This window comes from Pseudomonas fluvialis (genome assembly GCF_002234375.1).
Classification (GTDB): Bacteria; Pseudomonadota; Gammaproteobacteria; order Pseudomonadales; family Pseudomonadaceae; genus Aquipseudomonas; species Aquipseudomonas fluvialis.
Window position 1 is genome coordinate 78,206 of the sequence record NZ_NMQV01000019.1, and the last position, 16,317, is coordinate 94,522.

General features: G+C 63.0%; 15 protein-coding genes. 8 read left to right on the forward strand and 7 right to left on the reverse strand.

The genetic code is table 11. From position 1 onward, the window contains the following. Positions 1-20 precede the first annotated feature (20 nt). The gene (gene rpoE / locus CFY91_RS10410) at positions 21-596 is read right to left on the reverse strand and encodes an RNA polymerase sigma factor RpoE/AlgU (RefSeq protein WP_093986305.1); all 576 of its coding nucleotides are present in this window, start codon (positions 594-596) and stop codon (positions 21-23) included. 382 nt (positions 597-978) lie between these two features. On the opposite strand from rpoE, the gene nadB reads away from it, so the two are divergent. Next, positions 979-2,577, forward strand: a complete 1,599-nt coding sequence (gene nadB, locus CFY91_RS10415) for an L-aspartate oxidase (RefSeq protein ID WP_093986306.1) — start codon at positions 979-981, stop codon at positions 2,575-2,577. Here the strand turns inward: nadB and CFY91_RS10420 are convergent. Together CFY91_RS10420 and CFY91_RS10425 are read right to left on the reverse strand one after the other, a co-directional pair. After that, positions 2,546-2,998 carry a protein YgfX gene (locus CFY91_RS10420; RefSeq protein WP_093986307.1) on the reverse strand — a complete coding sequence of 151 codons (453 nt, stop codon included), beginning with the start codon at positions 2,996-2,998 and terminating at the stop codon, positions 2,546-2,548. The two genes, nadB and CFY91_RS10420, sit on opposite strands and share 32 nt — an antisense overlap. A 9-nt stretch (positions 2,999-3,007) precedes the next feature. Further along, positions 3,008-3,262, reverse strand: a complete 255-nt coding sequence (locus CFY91_RS10425; protein WP_093986323.1) for an FAD assembly factor SdhE — start codon at positions 3,260-3,262, stop codon at positions 3,008-3,010. Positions 3,263-3,404: 142 nt separating this feature from the next. Here CFY91_RS10425 and ygfZ point away from each other — a divergent pair, with 142 nt between their 5' ends. The 3 genes from ygfZ to CFY91_RS10440 are packed head-to-tail and all read left to right on the forward strand — an operon-like array spanning position 3,405 to position 6,003. Continuing rightward, positions 3,405-4,346 (forward strand): CAF17-like 4Fe-4S cluster assembly/insertion protein YgfZ, encoded by a 942-nt coding sequence (gene ygfZ, locus CFY91_RS10430; protein WP_093986309.1) that lies wholly within the window; start codon positions 3,405-3,407, stop codon positions 4,344-4,346. A gap of 31 nt (positions 4,347-4,377) precedes the next feature. Beyond that, complete coding sequence (locus CFY91_RS10435) at positions 4,378-5,214, forward strand: HDOD domain-containing protein (protein ID WP_093986310.1); 837 nt, start codon at positions 4,378-4,380, stop codon at positions 5,212-5,214. Positions 5,215-5,217: 3 nt separating this feature from the next. Further along, on the forward strand, positions 5,218-6,003 hold the full coding sequence (locus CFY91_RS10440; protein WP_093986311.1) for a substrate-binding periplasmic protein: 786 nt from the start codon (positions 5,218-5,220) through the stop codon (positions 6,001-6,003). Here the strand turns inward: CFY91_RS10440 and ung are convergent. Then, entirely contained in the window at positions 5,966-6,667 is a 702-nt protein-coding gene (gene ung, locus CFY91_RS10445) for a uracil-DNA glycosylase (RefSeq protein ID WP_093986312.1), read from the reverse strand. The two genes, CFY91_RS10440 and ung, sit on opposite strands and share 38 nt — an antisense overlap. 164 nt (positions 6,668-6,831) lie before the next feature. On the opposite strand from ung, the gene CFY91_RS10450 reads away from it, so the two are divergent. From CFY91_RS10450 to CFY91_RS10460, 3 genes are all read left to right on the forward strand, one after another. After that, positions 6,832-8,088: an ABC transporter substrate-binding protein gene (locus CFY91_RS10450; RefSeq protein WP_188390296.1), complete on the forward strand. Its 1,257-nt coding sequence runs from the start codon at positions 6,832-6,834 to the stop codon at positions 8,086-8,088. Between the two features lie 83 nt (positions 8,089-8,171). Continuing rightward, entirely contained in the window at positions 8,172-8,990 is an 819-nt protein-coding gene (locus CFY91_RS10455; RefSeq protein WP_093986314.1) for an enoyl-CoA hydratase, read from the forward strand. Then, positions 8,990-10,099, forward strand: coding sequence for an enoyl-CoA hydratase/isomerase family protein (locus CFY91_RS10460; RefSeq protein ID WP_093986315.1), 1,110 nt, complete (start codon positions 8,990-8,992; stop codon positions 10,097-10,099). Before CFY91_RS10455 ends, CFY91_RS10460 begins: the two co-directional genes overlap by 1 nt. Here the strand turns inward: CFY91_RS10460 and CFY91_RS10465 are convergent. The 3 genes from CFY91_RS10465 to CFY91_RS10475 form a co-directional block, all read right to left on the reverse strand. Continuing rightward, the gene (locus CFY91_RS10465; protein ID WP_093986316.1) at positions 10,096-11,457 is read right to left on the reverse strand and encodes an HlyD family type I secretion periplasmic adaptor subunit; all 1,362 of its coding nucleotides are present in this window, start codon (positions 11,455-11,457) and stop codon (positions 10,096-10,098) included. The genes CFY91_RS10460 and CFY91_RS10465 overlap by 4 nt on opposite strands. Then, positions 11,447-13,597, reverse strand: coding sequence for a type I secretion system permease/ATPase (locus CFY91_RS10470; RefSeq protein WP_093986317.1), 2,151 nt, complete (start codon positions 13,595-13,597; stop codon positions 11,447-11,449). Before CFY91_RS10470 ends, CFY91_RS10465 begins: the two co-directional genes overlap by 11 nt. A 107-nt stretch (positions 13,598-13,704) precedes the next feature. Continuing rightward, the gene (locus CFY91_RS10475; RefSeq protein WP_093986318.1) at positions 13,705-15,051 is read right to left on the reverse strand and encodes a TolC family outer membrane protein; all 1,347 of its coding nucleotides are present in this window, start codon (positions 15,049-15,051) and stop codon (positions 13,705-13,707) included. 317 nt (positions 15,052-15,368) lie between these two features. Here CFY91_RS10475 and CFY91_RS10485 point away from each other — a divergent pair. Then, the coding region (locus CFY91_RS10485) for a retention module-containing protein (protein ID WP_165765321.1) at positions 15,369-16,317 on the forward strand (949 nt) is incomplete at its 3' end.

Below are 16,317 nucleotides of genomic sequence, written 5' to 3' on the forward strand. Positions count from 1 at the left end.
GCTGCGGTACAGGCTTGCGTCTACTGCAGCAAAGGCTGCAGGGCTTTGTCTACGGCTTCGCGCGCCCTGAAGATGCGCGAACGTACGGTTCCTACCGGACACTGCATCACGGTGGCAATGTCCTCGTAGCTCAATCCATCGAACTCACGCAAGGTCAACGCCGTGCGCAAATCCTCCGGCAGCTGCTTGATGGCTCGATGCACCGTGGCTTCGATTTCATCACGCAACATCAGTCGCTCGGGCGACTCGTTATCCTTCAAACCGTGGTCGCCTTCGAAAAACTCGGCATCCTCGGCACTCACATCGCTATCCGGAGGGCGTCGACCACGCGCTACCAGATGATTCTTCGCCGTGTTGATGGCTATCCGGTAGAGCCAGGTGTAGAACGCACTGTCTCCCCTGAAGTTAGCCAACGCCCGGTAGGCCTTGATAAAAGCCTCCTGAGCCACGTCCTGAGCTTCCTGCTGGTCATGCACGAAACGCATCACCAGCCCCAGAATCCTGTGTTGGTACTTGAGTACCAGCAAATCAAAGGCACGCTTGTCGCCACGCTGCACGCGCTCGACCAGCTGCTGATCTTGTTCTTCTACCAGCATGTTCGCCCCCTGCTGCAGAGGCGGCATGGGCGGCTATCAACCGGCCTGCCAAGATAGACTCGGAGCTTGCGCAAAAGTTCTCCCCTTCGCGAACAGCAGCGGCGCGCCTGAAATCAACGCCCTCTACTACCCGCCCGACAGCCGGACGGCTGCCCTGATGGTCGACAGACGCTGTCGACATGAATTCATGAATCCAAGCCTGGGAACAGAAAAGACTAAAAAAGTTCCCGCTAGTCACCCCATGGCATAAGGACCTGCACAAGGCTTGACCACCCTGCGCCAACCCGTCACAGCCAGGCGCAAAGCCTGATGGCGTGGGTCTGCTATTGTGCCGACCAGCCTGTCTATATACTAGCCGTCGCTTTTTCGCGGAAGTTCGAACATGAGCCAACACCATCAATACGACGTCCTGGTCATCGGCAGCGGTGCAGCGGGCCTCAGCCTGGCACTTAACCTGCCCGAATCGCTGCGCATCGCCGTACTCAGCAAGGGCGAACTGGCCAATGGTTCGACCTACTGGGCGCAGGGCGGCGTGGCGGCTGTACTCGACGAGAGTGACACCACCCAGTCGCACGTCGAGGACACGCTGGTGGCGGGCGGCGGCCTGTGCCGGGAGGAGGCCGTTCGCTTCACCGTAGAAAACAGCCGCGAAGCGATCCAGTGGCTGATCGACCAGGGCGTACCCTTTACCCGCGAAGACGGCAGTGAGCTGTTCCACCTGACCCGCGAAGGTGGCCATAGCCACCGGCGTATCATCCACGCGGCAGACGCCACCGGCGCGGCTATCTTCAACACCTTGCTGGAGCGCGCCCGGCAACACACCAATATCGAACTGCTGGAGCAGCATGTGGCGGTCGACCTGATCGGTCGGCGCCGCCTGGGCGAAAGCGGCAAGCGCTGCCTGGGCGCCTACGTACTGAACCGCAATAGTGGCGAAGTCGACACCTTTGCCGCACGCTTCGTAGTCCTGGCCACAGGCGGCGCCGCCAAGGTCTACCTGTATACCAGCAACTCCGACGGTGCCTGCGGCGATGGCATCGCCATGGCCTGGCGTGCCGGCTGCCGCGTCGGCAACCTGGAGTTCAACCAGTTCCATCCAACCTGCCTGTACCATCCGCAAGCCAAGAACTTCCTGATCACCGAGGCTGTGCGCGGCGAAGGCGGCCTGCTCAAGCTGCCCAATGGCGAACGTTTCATGCCGCGCTTCGACGAGCGCGGCGAACTGGCCCCGCGCGACATTGTGGCGCGCGCCATCGACCACGAGATGAAGCGGCTAGGTATCGACTGCGTCTACCTGGACATCAGCCACAAGCCGGCAGACTTCATCAAAAGCCACTTCCCAACCGTCTACGAACGCTGCCTGGGCTTTGGCATCGACATTACCCGCCAGCCCATCCCGGTAGTTCCCGCTGCGCACTATACCTGTGGCGGCGTACTGACCGATCAGCATGGCCGCACCGACATGCCCGGGCTTTACGCCATCGGCGAAACCAGCTTCACCGGCCTGCACGGCGCCAACCGCCTGGCCAGCAACTCGCTGCTGGAATGCTTTGTCTATGCCCGTTCGGCGGCGGCTGACATTCTTGCCCAGCTGGAACAGATCGCCATGCCCAGCAACCTGCCGGCCTGGGATGCCAGCCAGGTCACCGACTCCGACGAGGACGTGATCATCGCGCATAACTGGGACGAGCTACGGCGCTTCATGTGGGACTACGTCGGCATCGTACGCACCAACAAGCGCCTGCAGCGCGCGCAGCACCGGGTGCGTCTGCTGCAAAGCGAAATTGACGAGTTCTACAGCAACTACCGGGTCAGTCGCGATCTGATCGAACTGCGCAACCTGGCACTGGTCGCCGAACTGATGATCGAGTCGGCACTGCGCCGCAAGGAAAGCCGCGGCCTGCACTACACCCTGGATTATCCAGGCCAGCTGCAACGCGCCGAGGACACTATCCTGCAGCCCGGAACCTATTACGGCTGAAGCGCAGTCGCACCCTTAAGCGCCGGTGTTGCTGGCGCTCCAGGCTGTCATCGGCGATCAGCACGTGGCGATAGCCCAACCGACCCGGCACCCTTACCTGCAACAGAACCAGCCAGGGCAGCACCACGCTTTGCGGACATAACTGCACGGCCTGCCAGCCCTGCCGGCGACTGAACAACTGCCAGCCCTGGCGATCATGGCGCAGGCCGCTGAATGCACTGGCGTGACTCAACGACAAGCGGCGTGGCACTACCCAGAAGGCATGCCCGATCAGCGAACATACGCCCAGTACCTGCAGCCATAGTGGTAACGGCGAGCAGGCCAGGGCCAGCAGCGCGGCCAGCAGCACCAGCGCATACAGCCACAGGAGCCGCGGCGAGGCCTGCCAGTGGCACTCGAACGGCTCGATTGCCGCGCTCATGCGGGCGCGCTACTTGGGCTGCACGCGATCCAGGATCATCTTGACCATGCGTCGCAGGTCCGGGTCTTCCGGCTCCTCACGCTGCATGAACCAGCCGAACATGTCCTGATCCTCGCAGGCCAGCAACTTGCGATAGCGTGCCTGATCCTCGGCATCCAGGTGTGCATACACTTCGCGCACAAAAGGCACCAGCAGCACATCCAGTTCCAGCATGCCGCGCCGGCTATGCCAGAACAGGCGATTGAGTTCGATATCGTCGACCATCATGGGAGCTCCTGAAAATACCGCGGCATTATAGAGGCTGAGCGGCGCCAGCCGGCAGCGCTTTTTATGCCGACACACCACGCTGACAAGGGGCACCCCGGCCTCTATGATGGGCATCTGGTTTTCCACGGGCGAAACACGCATGTCTCTCTCCCCCTTCTTCACCCTGCTTACTCATGAAGGCCTGCTGGCTGTACGCGGCAGCGATGCCGGCAAGTTCCTGCAAGGTCAGCTGACCTGCAACATCAATTACCTCAGCGACAGCCATAGCAGCCTGGGCGCCCGCTGCAACGTCAAGGGGCGCATGCAGTCGAGCTTTCGCATCGTCAGCCAGGGCGACGGGTTCCTGCTCGCCATGGATCAGCAACTGCTGGCCGGCCAACTGGCCGATCTGCAGAAATATGCGGTATTCAGCAAATCGCGCCTGAGTGATGAAAGCCAGGCCTGGGTACGCATCGGCCTGCATCAGGGTGAGGCGCTACTGGAACAGCTGGGCCTGCTGCCAGGCGAGCAGCCCGGCGCTGTAGCGCGTCAAGGTGAGCGCCTGGCCATTCGCCTGGACAGCACGCGCTGCGAACTCTGGCTGCCCGCCGGCGAACAGCACGCCGTGCTGGCCACGCTGGGCGAACAGCTCGGCGAAGGTTCGCTGCAAGCCTGGCTGTTGCTGCAGATACGCGCCGGTATCGGCCAGGTATTTGCCGCCAGCCGCGAGCTGTTCATTCCGCAGATGATCAACCTGCCGGCCGTGGATGGTGTCAGCTTCAAGAAAGGCTGCTATACCGGCCAGGAAATCGTCGCGCGCATGCAGTATCTCGGCAAACTCAAGCGCCGCATGTACCGTCTGGCGCTGCGCGACGCCCCACTGCCGGCAGTGGCCTGTGAACTGTTCTCCCCCGTGCATGGCAGCAGTGTCGGCGAGGTGGTGTTGGCAGCCAGTGTCGACGGCGACACGGAACTGCTGGCCGTGGTGCAGGAAGATGCCGTCAAGGATAGCCGCCTGCATCTGGGCAGCCTCGACGGGCCGGACCTGCACATGCTGGACCTACCCTACGTGGTGGATGCCGACCGCGAAATCCAACGCTAAACTCCCCCGATTGCCGTCAACGAGAGAGCTCATGAGCAAGCTTGCCGAGAAAGTCCAGGCCGAACTGATCCAGGCCATCGACAACGACGAACTGGTCCTGCCGACCCTGCCGGAAGTCGCCCTCAAGGTCCGCGAGGCCGTCGACGATCCGAATATCAGCATCCCGGCGCTGAGCAAGGTAATTGGCAACGATGCCGCCCTCACCGCCCGGATCATCAAGGTGGTCAACAGCCCGCTGTTGCGCACCAGCAAGGAAATCACCGACCTGCAGGCCGCCATCAGCCGCCTGGGCATGAACTACACCTGCAACCTGGCCACCGGCCTGGCCATGGAACAGATGTTCCAGGCCACCTCCGACGTGGTGGATCGCAAGATGCGCGAAGTGTGGAACAAGAGCACGGAAATCGCCGGCATCTGCCATGTGTTGTGCAAACACTACACACGCCTGGCGCCTGACCAGGCCACCCTCGCCGGCCTGGTGCACATGATCGGCGTACTGCCCATCCTGACCTACGCCGAGGAACACAGCGAGCTGCTGGCCGACTCGATCAGCCTCAACCATGTGATCGAGAAGATTCATCCGATCATCGGCGACCGCATCCTGCGCGCCTGGGATTTCCCCGAGCAGATCGCCTGCATTCCTAGCCAGTACCTGGATTTCCAGCGCAACTCGGCCAAGGTCGACTACGTGGATATCGTCCAGGTCGCCACCCTGCAGAGCTATCTGGGCAGCCAGCACCCTTACACCCAGCTGGACTGGAGCCAGATCCCCGCCTTTGCCAAGCTGGGCCTCGATCCGACCGCCAACATGCAGGACGACGAAGACCTCTCCGCCGCCATGGAAGCGGCCATGGGCATGCTGCAATAAGCCATGTGGCGAGCAGACGCAGCACCCTGGCATTGCGTCTGGCTCGCCCTGCTTCTGTTACTGGGCTCAGGCACGCTGTTCGCCGACCAGCCCCGGATAACCCTCAGCGCGGGCGACTGGCCACCCTTCATCGACCGCCAGCTTCCCGCGGGCGGCCCCTTGCGACAGATCATCGACGAAGCCTTTGCCAGCCAGGGCCTGCAGGTCGACTGGCACTTTTATCCCTGGGCTCGCGCCTTGCACCAGGCCCGTCAGGGGCGGGTACAGGGCAGCGTGCTCTGGTCACGCACCCGCGACCGCGAACGTGACTTCCTGTTCAGCGATGTGCTCATGCACAACCGTGTTCTACTAGTGGAGCGACGCCAGGCCAATCTGCACTGGCAAACGCTTGCCGACCTGCAGCACGCACGCCTGGCCGGTGTCGTGGCCTATGACTATGGCCACGCGTTCCAGCGTCTTGAGCGACAAGGTCAGCTACAGGTCTTGCGCCTGCCGGATGAAACCCAGGGCCTGCGCATGCTGATCGCCGGCCGACTGGATGCCATGCCCATGGAAGAAGCCGTAGCCCGCCATCTGCTGGGAAAACTGCCGCGCGAACAGCAGACTAAGGTGCGCCTTGCACCCAGGCCACTGCGCGAAGACGGCCTGTTCGTGCTGTTCAATCGCCAGGATCCGCAAGCCCTGTACTGGCGCGACCGCTTCAACCGGGGACTGCAGCAGCTAGGCGAGAGTGGCCGTCTGGCGGTTTTGCTCAGTCCGCTGCAAACACCGGCAGACGCCAGTCGATAGGAACCAGGCCACACTGCTGCAGGTACTGGTTGGCGCGCCGGAAATGCCCATTGCCGAGGAAACCGCGATAGGCCGACAGCGGCGAGGGGTGCGCTGACTTGAGCACCAGGTGGCGCGTCGTATCGATCAGCCGCTGCTTGCTCTGTGCGTGCGCGCCCCAGAGCATGAATACCAGGTGGCCTTCACGGGCATTGACCACCTCGATCACCCGGTCGGTGAACGTCTGCCAGCCCTTGTCGGCATGCGAACCAGCCTTGCCCTGCTCCACGGTCAGGCTGGTGTTGAGCAGCAATACGCCCTGCTCCGCCCACGCCTGCAGGCAGCCATGTCCCGGCGGCTCAATATTCAGGTCACGCTGCAGTTCCTTGAAGATGTTCTGCAGTGAAGGCGGCACCGGCACCCCTGGCAATACCGAGAAACACAGACCATGAGCCTGCCCCGGACCGTGATAAGGGTCCTGACCAATGATCACCACCTTGACCTTGGCCAGTGGCGTACTGTTCAACGCATTGAAAATCAGCGAACCGGGCGGATAGATCACCTTACCCGCCGCCTTTTCCTCGCGCAGAAAACGCCCCAGCGCCTGCATGTAGGGCTGCTCGAACTGGTCAGCCAGCGCCGCTTTCCAGCCGGCCTCCAGCTTGACGGCTTGCGCTTCGCTCATCACCTACCTCACTTGCCAGACAAAGTGCGCGACGCTAAGCAGCATGGCCGGGCAAGTCAAGCCATGCGCACACTGCGACAGTTCGCCGCCTACGACCAATGGGTAATGCCCACACATCCTGAAGGGATTCACAGTCATACTGTTTAGCCCAGCCAAGGACAAGGATGAAACGCGTGAAAAAACTGACTGCCACACTGGCCCTGTGGGCCGCTGCCAGCCTTCCCCTGCAGGCCGCCGAACCGGTAACCCTCGGCCTGAACTTTCCACGCAGTGGTCCCTACAAAGAAGAAGGCCTGGCACAGATGCGCGGCGCGCTGCTGGCCATCGATGAAGTCAATGCCCAGGGCGGCGTGTTGGGCAGGCCGCTGCGCCTGGTCAGCAAGGACAGCGCCTCGCGTCCGGAAAAAGCCGTACGCAATGTCGACAAGCTGGCCGATGAAGGTGCTGCCATGCTCTTCGGCGGGGCTTCCAGCGCCGTTGCCATCGCCGCCGGCAAGCGCGCGCGCGAGCGCGGCCTGCTGTACTTCGGCACCCTCACCTACTCCAACGACACCACCGGCAAGGACGGCCATCGCTACCTGTTCCGCGAATGCAACAACGCCTGGATGAGCGCCGCCGTGCTCGGCAAGCACCTGAGCAAGACTCAGGCCGGCAAACAGTTCTTCTACATCACCGCCGACTACACCTGGGGCCATACCAGTGAAAGCTCACTGCGCCAGGTCACCGCGACCCAGGACGACCAGCGCCACCCGGGGCTCAAGGTGCCGTTCCCCGGCGCACGGATCAGCGACCACCAGGCCGCCCTCAAGCAGGCCGCCGCCAGCGACGCCCAGGTACTGGTCCTGGTGCTGTTCGGTGAAGACCTGGTACGCGCCATACGCATCGTCGGTGAGCTTGGCCTGAACAAGCGCATGCAGATTGTTGCCCCCAACCTCACCCAAAGCATCGTCGAACAGGCAGGTCCCACACTCATGCAGGGCGTGCTGGGTACCGAACCCTGGACCTGGCGCGTGCCCGCACTAGAAAACTCCGCACGCGGCCAGGCCTTCGTCAGCACGTTCAGTGAGCGCTACCAGGTCTATCCCTCAAGCTCTGCAGCTTCCGCCTACAGCATCGTCTGGCAGTGGCGGGATGCCGTAGAGCGCGCCCGCAGTCTGGACAGCGAAGCAGTGATCAAGGCCCTGGAGGGACATCGCTACCAGCTGCTCAAGGACCAGCAGGAGTGGCGCGCCTTCGACCACCAGAATGCCCAGAGCATGTACGCCGTGCGCGTCAAGGAACGCAGCGAAGTACTCAAGGATCCACTCAAGCAGGACTATTTCGAGATCGTTGAGCGTCTTTCCGCCAGCGAGACCTTGCCGACCCTCGAGCAATGGCAGGCGGAGCGCCAATCTGCAGGGCAGCCACGGCAACTCCAGTAAGCCTGGCTTGCCAGGGCAGGCCCGCTCGGGTTATTTGAATAACCGGCTGCGTGCCTGTCCTTCGACTGAACTGCGAGGCTGCCATGACCACTGCAATCGAACCCTATCAGTCGCACCACTTTGACTTGACCCACAAGCTCACCGTGGAAAAACAGCAACACACCGCGCTGATCACCATCAATCACCCGCCAGCCAACACCTGGGACCGCGACTCGCTGATCGGCTTGCGCCAGGTCATCGAGCACCTCAATCAGGACGACGACATCTACGCCCTGGTCATCACCGGCCAGGGCAACACCTTCTTCAGTGCCGGCGCCGACCTAAAGCTGTTCGCCGACGGCGACAAGGCACGCGCCCGCGAAATGGCCCGTCTGTTTGGCGAAGCCTTTGAAGCACTCCGCGATTTTCGCGGGGTCTCCATCGCCGCCATCAATGGCTATGCCATGGGCGGCGGCCTGGAGTGCGCGCTGGCCTGCGACCTGCGCATCGCCGAGCGGCAGGCTCAGCTGGCCCTACCCGAGGCCGGAGTTGGCCTGCTGCCCTGTGCCGGCGGCACGCAACACCTGGCCTGGCTGGTCGGCGAGGGCTGGGCCAAGCGCATGATCCTCTGCGGTGAGCGTGTCGATGCACAAACCGCCCTGCAGATCGGTTTGATCGAGCAACTGGTCGATCACGGCGAGGCGCGTGGTCATGCCCTGCTGCTGGCCGCCCGCGTGGCGCGGCAGAGCCCGGTCGCGGTAAGGGCCATCAAGCCCTTGTTGCAGGGTGCCCGCGAGCGAGCGCCAAATAGCTGGCTGAGTGCCGAACGTGAGCGCTTCGTCGACCTGTTCGACGCCGAGGATACCCGCGAAGGCGTCAATGCCTTCCTGGAAAAGCGTGAACCGCGCTGGCGCAACCGCTGATGTCACTACACATCGACTGCCTGCCGACAGGCCGTGGCGGCCTGCTCGGCGTCACCAGCCTGGCCAGTCCGAACACCCTCAACGCCCTGACGCTCGCCAGCGTGCGACAACTCGATCAGCAGCTACGCGCCTGGCAGGCTGACCCGCAGATCGTCGGCGTGATCCTGCGCGGCCAGGGCAGCAAGGCATTTTGTGCCGGCGGCGATGTGCGCCAACTGGCCCGGGAGTGCCTGGCCAGCCCCGCTCAGGTGCCCGAGCTGGCGCGCCAGTTCTTTGCCGAGGAATATCGCCTCAACCATTTGCTGCACCACTTCGGCAAGCCGCTGCTGGGCTGGGGACACGGCCATGTACTGGGCGGCGGCATGGGGCTGCTGCAAGGCTGCAACCGGCGCATTGTCTGCGCTGATAGCCGCCTGGGCATGCCGGAGACCGCCATTGGCCTGTTTCCCGATGTGGCCGCCAGCTGGTTTCTCAATCGTATACCGGGTCGCCTCGGACTGTTCCTGGCCTTGACCGGCAGCCCGCTGAACGCCCGCGACGCCCTGGACCTCGGCCTGGCCGACTACTTCTTGCTGGATAGCCAACAGGACGCACTGCTGGCTGGCCTGCAAACGCTCGACTGGCAACAGGCCAACGCCCTGCCAGGGTTACTGGAGCAGCTACAGGCCGAGGCCCTGGCGCACTGCCCGACAGGCCAATGGCTTAGACGGCGTGCGCAGATTGATGCCCTGCTCGACAACGCCGACCTGGCGGGCTGCGTAACGGCCCTGCTGGCACAAGGCGAAGGTGATGACCCCCTGCTCCGCGAAGCCGCCACCCGCCTGGCCGGCGCCTGCCCGCTGAGCCTGGCGCTGTGCTGGCAACAACTGCACCACGCACGCGGGATGAGCCTGGCCGACTGCCTGCGCATGGAATACACGCTGAGTCAGAACTGCTGTCGCTTCGGCGAGTTTGCCGAGGGCGTGCGCGCCAGGCTGCTCGACAAGGACCAGCAGCCCCGCTGGCGCTGGCCAACCCTGCAGGATGTGCCGGACAGCGTGCTGGCCAGCCATTTCCAGCCCTGCTGGAGCGGCGCACATCCGCTGGCTGATCTGCAGGATCAGCCCTAGCGTTCGCGCAAGGCCTCGGCACGCGCCCGCAGAATGGGCTTGAGCAGGTAACTGAGGATACTCTTCTGCCCGGTGATGATATCCACCGAGGCCACCATGCCCGGAATGATCAGCAAGGGCTGTTCGACACTACCCAGGTGGCTCTTCTCGGTGCGCAGCTTGATCAGGTAGAAGCTGTTGCCCTCGTCATCGGTGACCGTATCGGCACCAATCTGTTCCAGCTGTGCCTTGAGGCCGCCATAAATGGTGTAGTCATAGGCGGTGAACTTCACCACGGCTTCCTGCCCGGGATGCAGGAAGGCAATATCCTGCGGACGGATACGCGCTTCCACCAGCAGGCTGTCATCCAGCGGCACCACCTCGACCAGGTCACTGCCCGGCTGGATCACCCCGCCAATGGTATTGACCAGCAGCTGCTTGACCACACCACGCACCGGCGAGGTGACCAAAGTACGTTCGACACGATCCTGCAGGGCCTTGCCGGTGGACTTGATCTTGCTCAGCTCGGTGCGCGCTTCGTTCAACTGCCCCAGCGCCTCGCTGCGAAAGCGGGCACGGGTCTCATCGATCTTGCGCTCGACTTCCTTGATCGCCGCTTCGGCACGCGGAATGGCCAAGCCGGTCGCTTCAAGCTGGCCACGCGCATCGACTTCGGCACGCTTGAGGCGCAACACCTCCACCGGCGAAATAGCCCCCGCCTCGACCAACGGTTCGGACATGCGGATTTCCTCGCGCAACAGGCCCAGGCTGCTGCGGAACTGTCCCTGCTTGGCCACGAACTCGCGCAACTCCTGACGACGCTGGGCCAGTTGCTCTTCAAGACCGGCCACTTCGTCACGTAGCTGCTGCTGACGGCTCTCGAACAGCTGTTGCTCACTCGCCGCCAGGCTCTGCGCCCCCTCCGGCAGTTGCTCCGGCAAGGCCAGCGGCTGCTCGTCCACTTCCGCCTGCAAACGCGCCACGCGCAGCTGCAAGGCCAGGCGATCAGCCTCGGTCTCCCCGACATTCGAAGCAAAGCGCGTGTCATCCAGGCGCAGCAACGGCGCGCCGGCCTCCACCACCTGCCCTTCGCGCACGAAGATCTCCGCGACAATGCCGCCTTCGAGGTTCTGGATCTTCTGCAGGCGCGAGGAAGGAATCGCCTTGCCATCGCCGCGCGTCACCTCGTCCACCACGGCAAAATGCGCCCACAGCAACAAGCACGCCACGCAGGCCAGCATGCCCCACAGGGTCAGACGCAACACCCGCGGCGCATCTTCGATAAGCGCCTTCTGCACCTCGGGCACCGGCTCGTCGCCCAACTCATCCCGACTGCCGAAATAACTGGCCAGGGCTTCGCGAAGTGAATTAACTGACACTGATCTGCCCCTTTTTCAACGCTTCCATCACCGCTGCCTTGGGGCCGTCGGCAATGATCTGCCCGCGATCGACGATAATCAGCCGGTCGACCAGGCTCAGCATCGAGGCACGGTGCGTCACCAGCAGCAAGGTCTTGTTGGCAATCACCGCCGCCAGCCGCTGCTTGAGGCGCTCCTCGCCGGTGTTGTCCATGGCGCTGGTCGGTTCGTCGAGCAGGAGGATCGGCGGGTCGAGCAACAGGGCTCGCGCCAGAGCCACGTTCTGCCGTTGGCCACCGGACAGGTTCTGGCCACGCTCGCCGACCTGCAGCTCATAGCCTTGCGGGTGCAGACGGGCAAACTCGTGCACGCCGGCCAGCTCGGCGGCCTGCAGGACCATCTCATCCTCTACATAACGGGCACCGCAATGCAGGTTGTCACGCAGGGTCCCGGAGAACAGCTGGATATCCTGGGGCACATAGCCGATGTTGTAGCGCAGGTCGCTGACATCCAGCTGGCGTACATCGATACCGTCCACCAGCAGGCTGCCGCCATCCGCCTGGTACAAGCCGACAATCAGCTTGGCCAGCGAACTCTTGCCCGAACCACTGCGCCCGATGATGCCAACCTTCTCGCCCGGACGAATCTGCAGGGTGATCTTCTTCAGGGCGGCCTGCTGCTGATCGGGGTAACTGAAATCTACCTGGCGAAACTCCACCGCACCCTGCAGGTTCTGCCGCTTCAGCGGGCGTTCATCAGGCTGGCGCTCCTGTGGCAGTTCCATCATCTGATTGATCGAATCCAGCGTCACCCGCGCCTGCTGGTAGCGGGTCATCAACCCGCAGATCTGCCCCAGCGGAGCCAGGGCACGGTTGCTCAGCATGTAGCAGGCAATCAGCCCGCCCATGCTGAGCTGCCCGGCAATGATCTGGTATACGCCCACGACAATGATCGCCACGCCGGTCAGCTGCTGGATCAACAGCGTGGCGTTCATGGCCAGACCGGACAGCATGCGCGCGCGTAACTCCAGGCGACTGAGGGTACCGATGGTCTGCTCCCACAGGTATTGCCGTTCACTCTCGGCATTGTTGACCTTCACCGCGTCCAGCCCGGCGAGCGTCTCGATGAGGCTCGACTGGCGCTCGCTGGCCAGTTGCATGCTGCGCTGCATGGTCGATTCCAGGGGTTTCTGCAACACCCAGCTGATCGCGATCACCAGAGGAAAGGCGATGATTGGAATCCACACCAGATGGCCGCCCAGCATGGCCACCACAGCAAGAATCAGCAGGGTAAAGGGCAAGTCGATCAGCGCTGCCAGGGTCAGTGACGACAGGAAGTCACGCAGGGTCTGGAACTCATGGATGTGCTGGGCGAAGCTGCCAACCCGCGCCGGGCGATAACGCATGGCCATGCCAACAATGCGCTCGAACAGCGTTGCGGAAATGATCAGGTCGGTCTTCTTGCCGGCCAGATCCAGGCACAAGCCGCGCATGGTCTTGAGCAGCAGATCGAAGAAGAACGCCACGCAAATGCCGATGGCCAGCACCCACAGGGTAGCCTCGGCCTGGTTGGGCACCACGCGGTCGTAGACATTCATGACAAACAGCGGCGTGGCCAGGCCAATCAGGTTGATCAGCACGCTGGCCGCCAGCGCATCGGCATACAACCAGCGCGAGCGCTTGAGGGTATCGCGGAACCAGGCCCTGGCCCGCGGAATCAGCTCGCCACGCGCCATATCGAAGCGATGGCGCGGCTGGGCAAAGAAACTGCGCCCGACATAGTCCTCGGCCAGCAGGGCGATATCCACCAGCACCTCGCCCCCCTCGCTTTCGCTGGGCATGATGCGCGCCTGCTCACCTTCGAAACCCAGCAACAGCGCACTGCGGCCGTCCTTGAGCAACAACAGTGCCGGCATGGCCAGCGCGGGAATCTGCTGCAAGCTGCGCCGCAACCAACGCCCCTGCAAGCCGGCGCGCGCCGCTGCACGCGGCAGCAGCTCGGCGCTCAGGCGCTGCTGCGGCAAAGGCAGCCCGGCGGTCAGCATCGCGCGACTCACCGGCTTCTGGTGCAGCGCACACAGTGACAGCAGGCTGTCGAGCAGCGGATCGTCATAGCGATCGCGCGGATCGCTGTGTGCGGCGAAGGAAGGATCGGCTACCACGCAAACCTCGGATCATGCGACGACAAAGACAACGGCCGCCCAAATGGCGGCCGCTACAGACTACGCGTTGCCGGGCCGCCGAAGCTAGCCTGGCCGCACCCTTGGGTTCAGTTGAACCCTGGCAGGCGGATACGCGAACTCGACTCTTCCAGCGGTACGCTGGCCAGGGGCGCAACTACCCCCTGACTACGCAGTAGGGTGCCGGTGGTGGCCTTGATCCGGTACTGATTGAACAGCTCCAGGGTCCGCACTTCCTCAAGACGCCGCGCCGCGGCAAACAACTCGTTCTCACTGTCCAGCAGGTCAAGCAGGCTGCGCTCGCCCAGCGTGAACTGCTGCTGGTAGGAGTCACGCACCCGCGTGCTGTAGTCCACATACTGCTGAGCAATCGGCAACTGCTTGCGCGCGTTATCCAGGGCATTCCAGGCCAGGCCAAGCTCCTCGCCCAACACGCGCAAGGCGTCGTTACGGATGTCCATGGCCTGATTGACCTGATACGCCTTGGCACGCAGGTCAGCCTGGTTGCTGCCGCCGGCATACAGGTTGTAGCGCATGCGCAGCATGGCCTGCCATTCGTTGCTATGCCCGCTGGTGCCGTCCAGGTTGTTGTCGAAGTTGCGCTGCAACTCCGCATTGACCTGCGGATAGAAGGCCGATTTGGCGGCACTCTCCTGCTCACGCGTGGCCTGTACATCCGCGTCGGCCGAGCGTAGCAGCGGGTTGTTGGCCAGCAGCTCTTCGATACCGGCCTGCAGGCTGGCGGGCAACTGTGCGTCCAGCGCACCCGGCTGGCGCAGATCATCAGGCACCCGGCCCACTACGCTGAAATAATTGACTTCGGCATCCGCCAGATTGGTCTGCTCGGTAATCAGGTTGTTGCGTGCCTGCGCCAGACGCGCTTCCGCCTGATCCAGATCGGCCATGCGCCCTACCCCGCGCTGGCTGCGCAGACTGATCTGCTCATAAATACGCTGGTGGCTGTTCAGATTGTCTTCAGCCAGGCGCACCATGGCCTGACGCTTGAGGACATCCAGATAGACCGTCACTACATCAAGCCCCACCCGCTCGGCCGTACCCAGCAAGGCATAGGCCCGCGCATTGACGGTGGCGCGCTGACGCCCCACTTCACTCTGCGTGGCAAAACCATCAAAGAGCATTTGTTGCAAACGCAGGGTCGACTCACCCCGCGTCAGGGTTTTGAAACCATGCCCCGAAGACGCACGAGTCCCCGGACTATCGGTGCCCTCACGACCATAACCGGCCAGCAGATCAACCTGCGGCAAGTAGCCTCCCTGCGCGGCCTTCATCTGTTCTTCGGTAGACAAACGCGCATTGATACCCGCCTGGATCTGCGGATGGCTATCCATTGCCTGCTGCATGGCTTCATTCAAGGTTAGCGCCTGGGCCGACAGGGAGACGGCAAAGGCCAGGGGCATGAGAGCGAAGAAACGCATGATGCTTGAATTCCTTTCAGAACGGGCTGACCGCATAAGCAGCGCAGGGAGTATGTGGCCGATCCGTCAAGTGCGAAAAATCGACCGTAAATGCGAATTGCGTCACAGCAAAAAGCTGATCAATATCAAAGTGACACTGTACGGGCGGATTGTTTATGATCACGCCCAAAGGGTCAATAGCTTGTCGCTTTTAGTCAGAATGACCAAATTAGACATTATTTTGACGCCAATTAGTTGCCGCATCATGCACCTCTGCGCCAAGTGCCAACTAAACTAAACGGATGATTCGCGCCCATCGGCGCACCAGGAGCCAAGGTATGAGCGTCATTGCCGCCACCCTCAAACAGGTTTTCGGTAACGCCTACGTCATCGCCAGCGATGGCAGCAAGCGTCCCGCCCTTGAAGGTGAACACCTGTTTAATGGCGAGCAGCTACTGACCGAAAGCGGCGCCAGCGCCGTACTGCAACTGGCTAACGGCGAACGTCTGGACGTCGCCAGCGACAGTCTCTGGCAAGCCGCCCCCGCCACTAACGAAGCAGTCCTGGCTAGCGAGGACGACCTGCCATCCGATCTGGAGCAGGCCCTGGCCGCCGGCTTCGACCCCACGCTGGAACTTGAGCCGACTGCAGCGGGGCCCGCAGCCGGCGGCGCAGGTGGCGCAGGTGGTGGCCACTCCTTTATCTTGCTGAGCGAGACCGGCGCACAAGTCGAAGCAACGATTGGCTTCAATACATCAGGCCTGGACAGCAGCGCCGGACTCCTGCGCGAAGAGCAGGTCGCACAGGCCAGTCTCTCCGACAACGGCAGTATCGACCTCACCGCGCCGACCCTCACCGTCAGCGCGCCGGACAACAGCAACGACAGCACGCCCACCCTCACCGGCAGCAGTGACCAGATCGGTGGCACCGTCACCCTCACCGTCACCGATGCCAACGGCGCTACCCAGAACCTCTCGGCCACCGTGCAGACCGATGGTTCCTGGAGTGTCGCGGTCAGCACGCCGCTGGCCGAGGGCAGCTACAGCGTCGTCGCGCAGGTCAGTGATGCCGCCGGCAATACCGCGCAGGCCACGGACAACGCCACCGTCGACACCACCGCCACCGCGGCCCCGACTGTGACCATCACGGCCGATGCCAACAACGATCAGCTGCTCAGCAGCACTGAACTGGGCGCCGCCACCACCGTGGCTGTGACCATCGGCCTGCCGGCCGGTGCGGTCGCCGGTGACACCCTCACCGTCACCGACGGCACCACTCCGCAAGTCA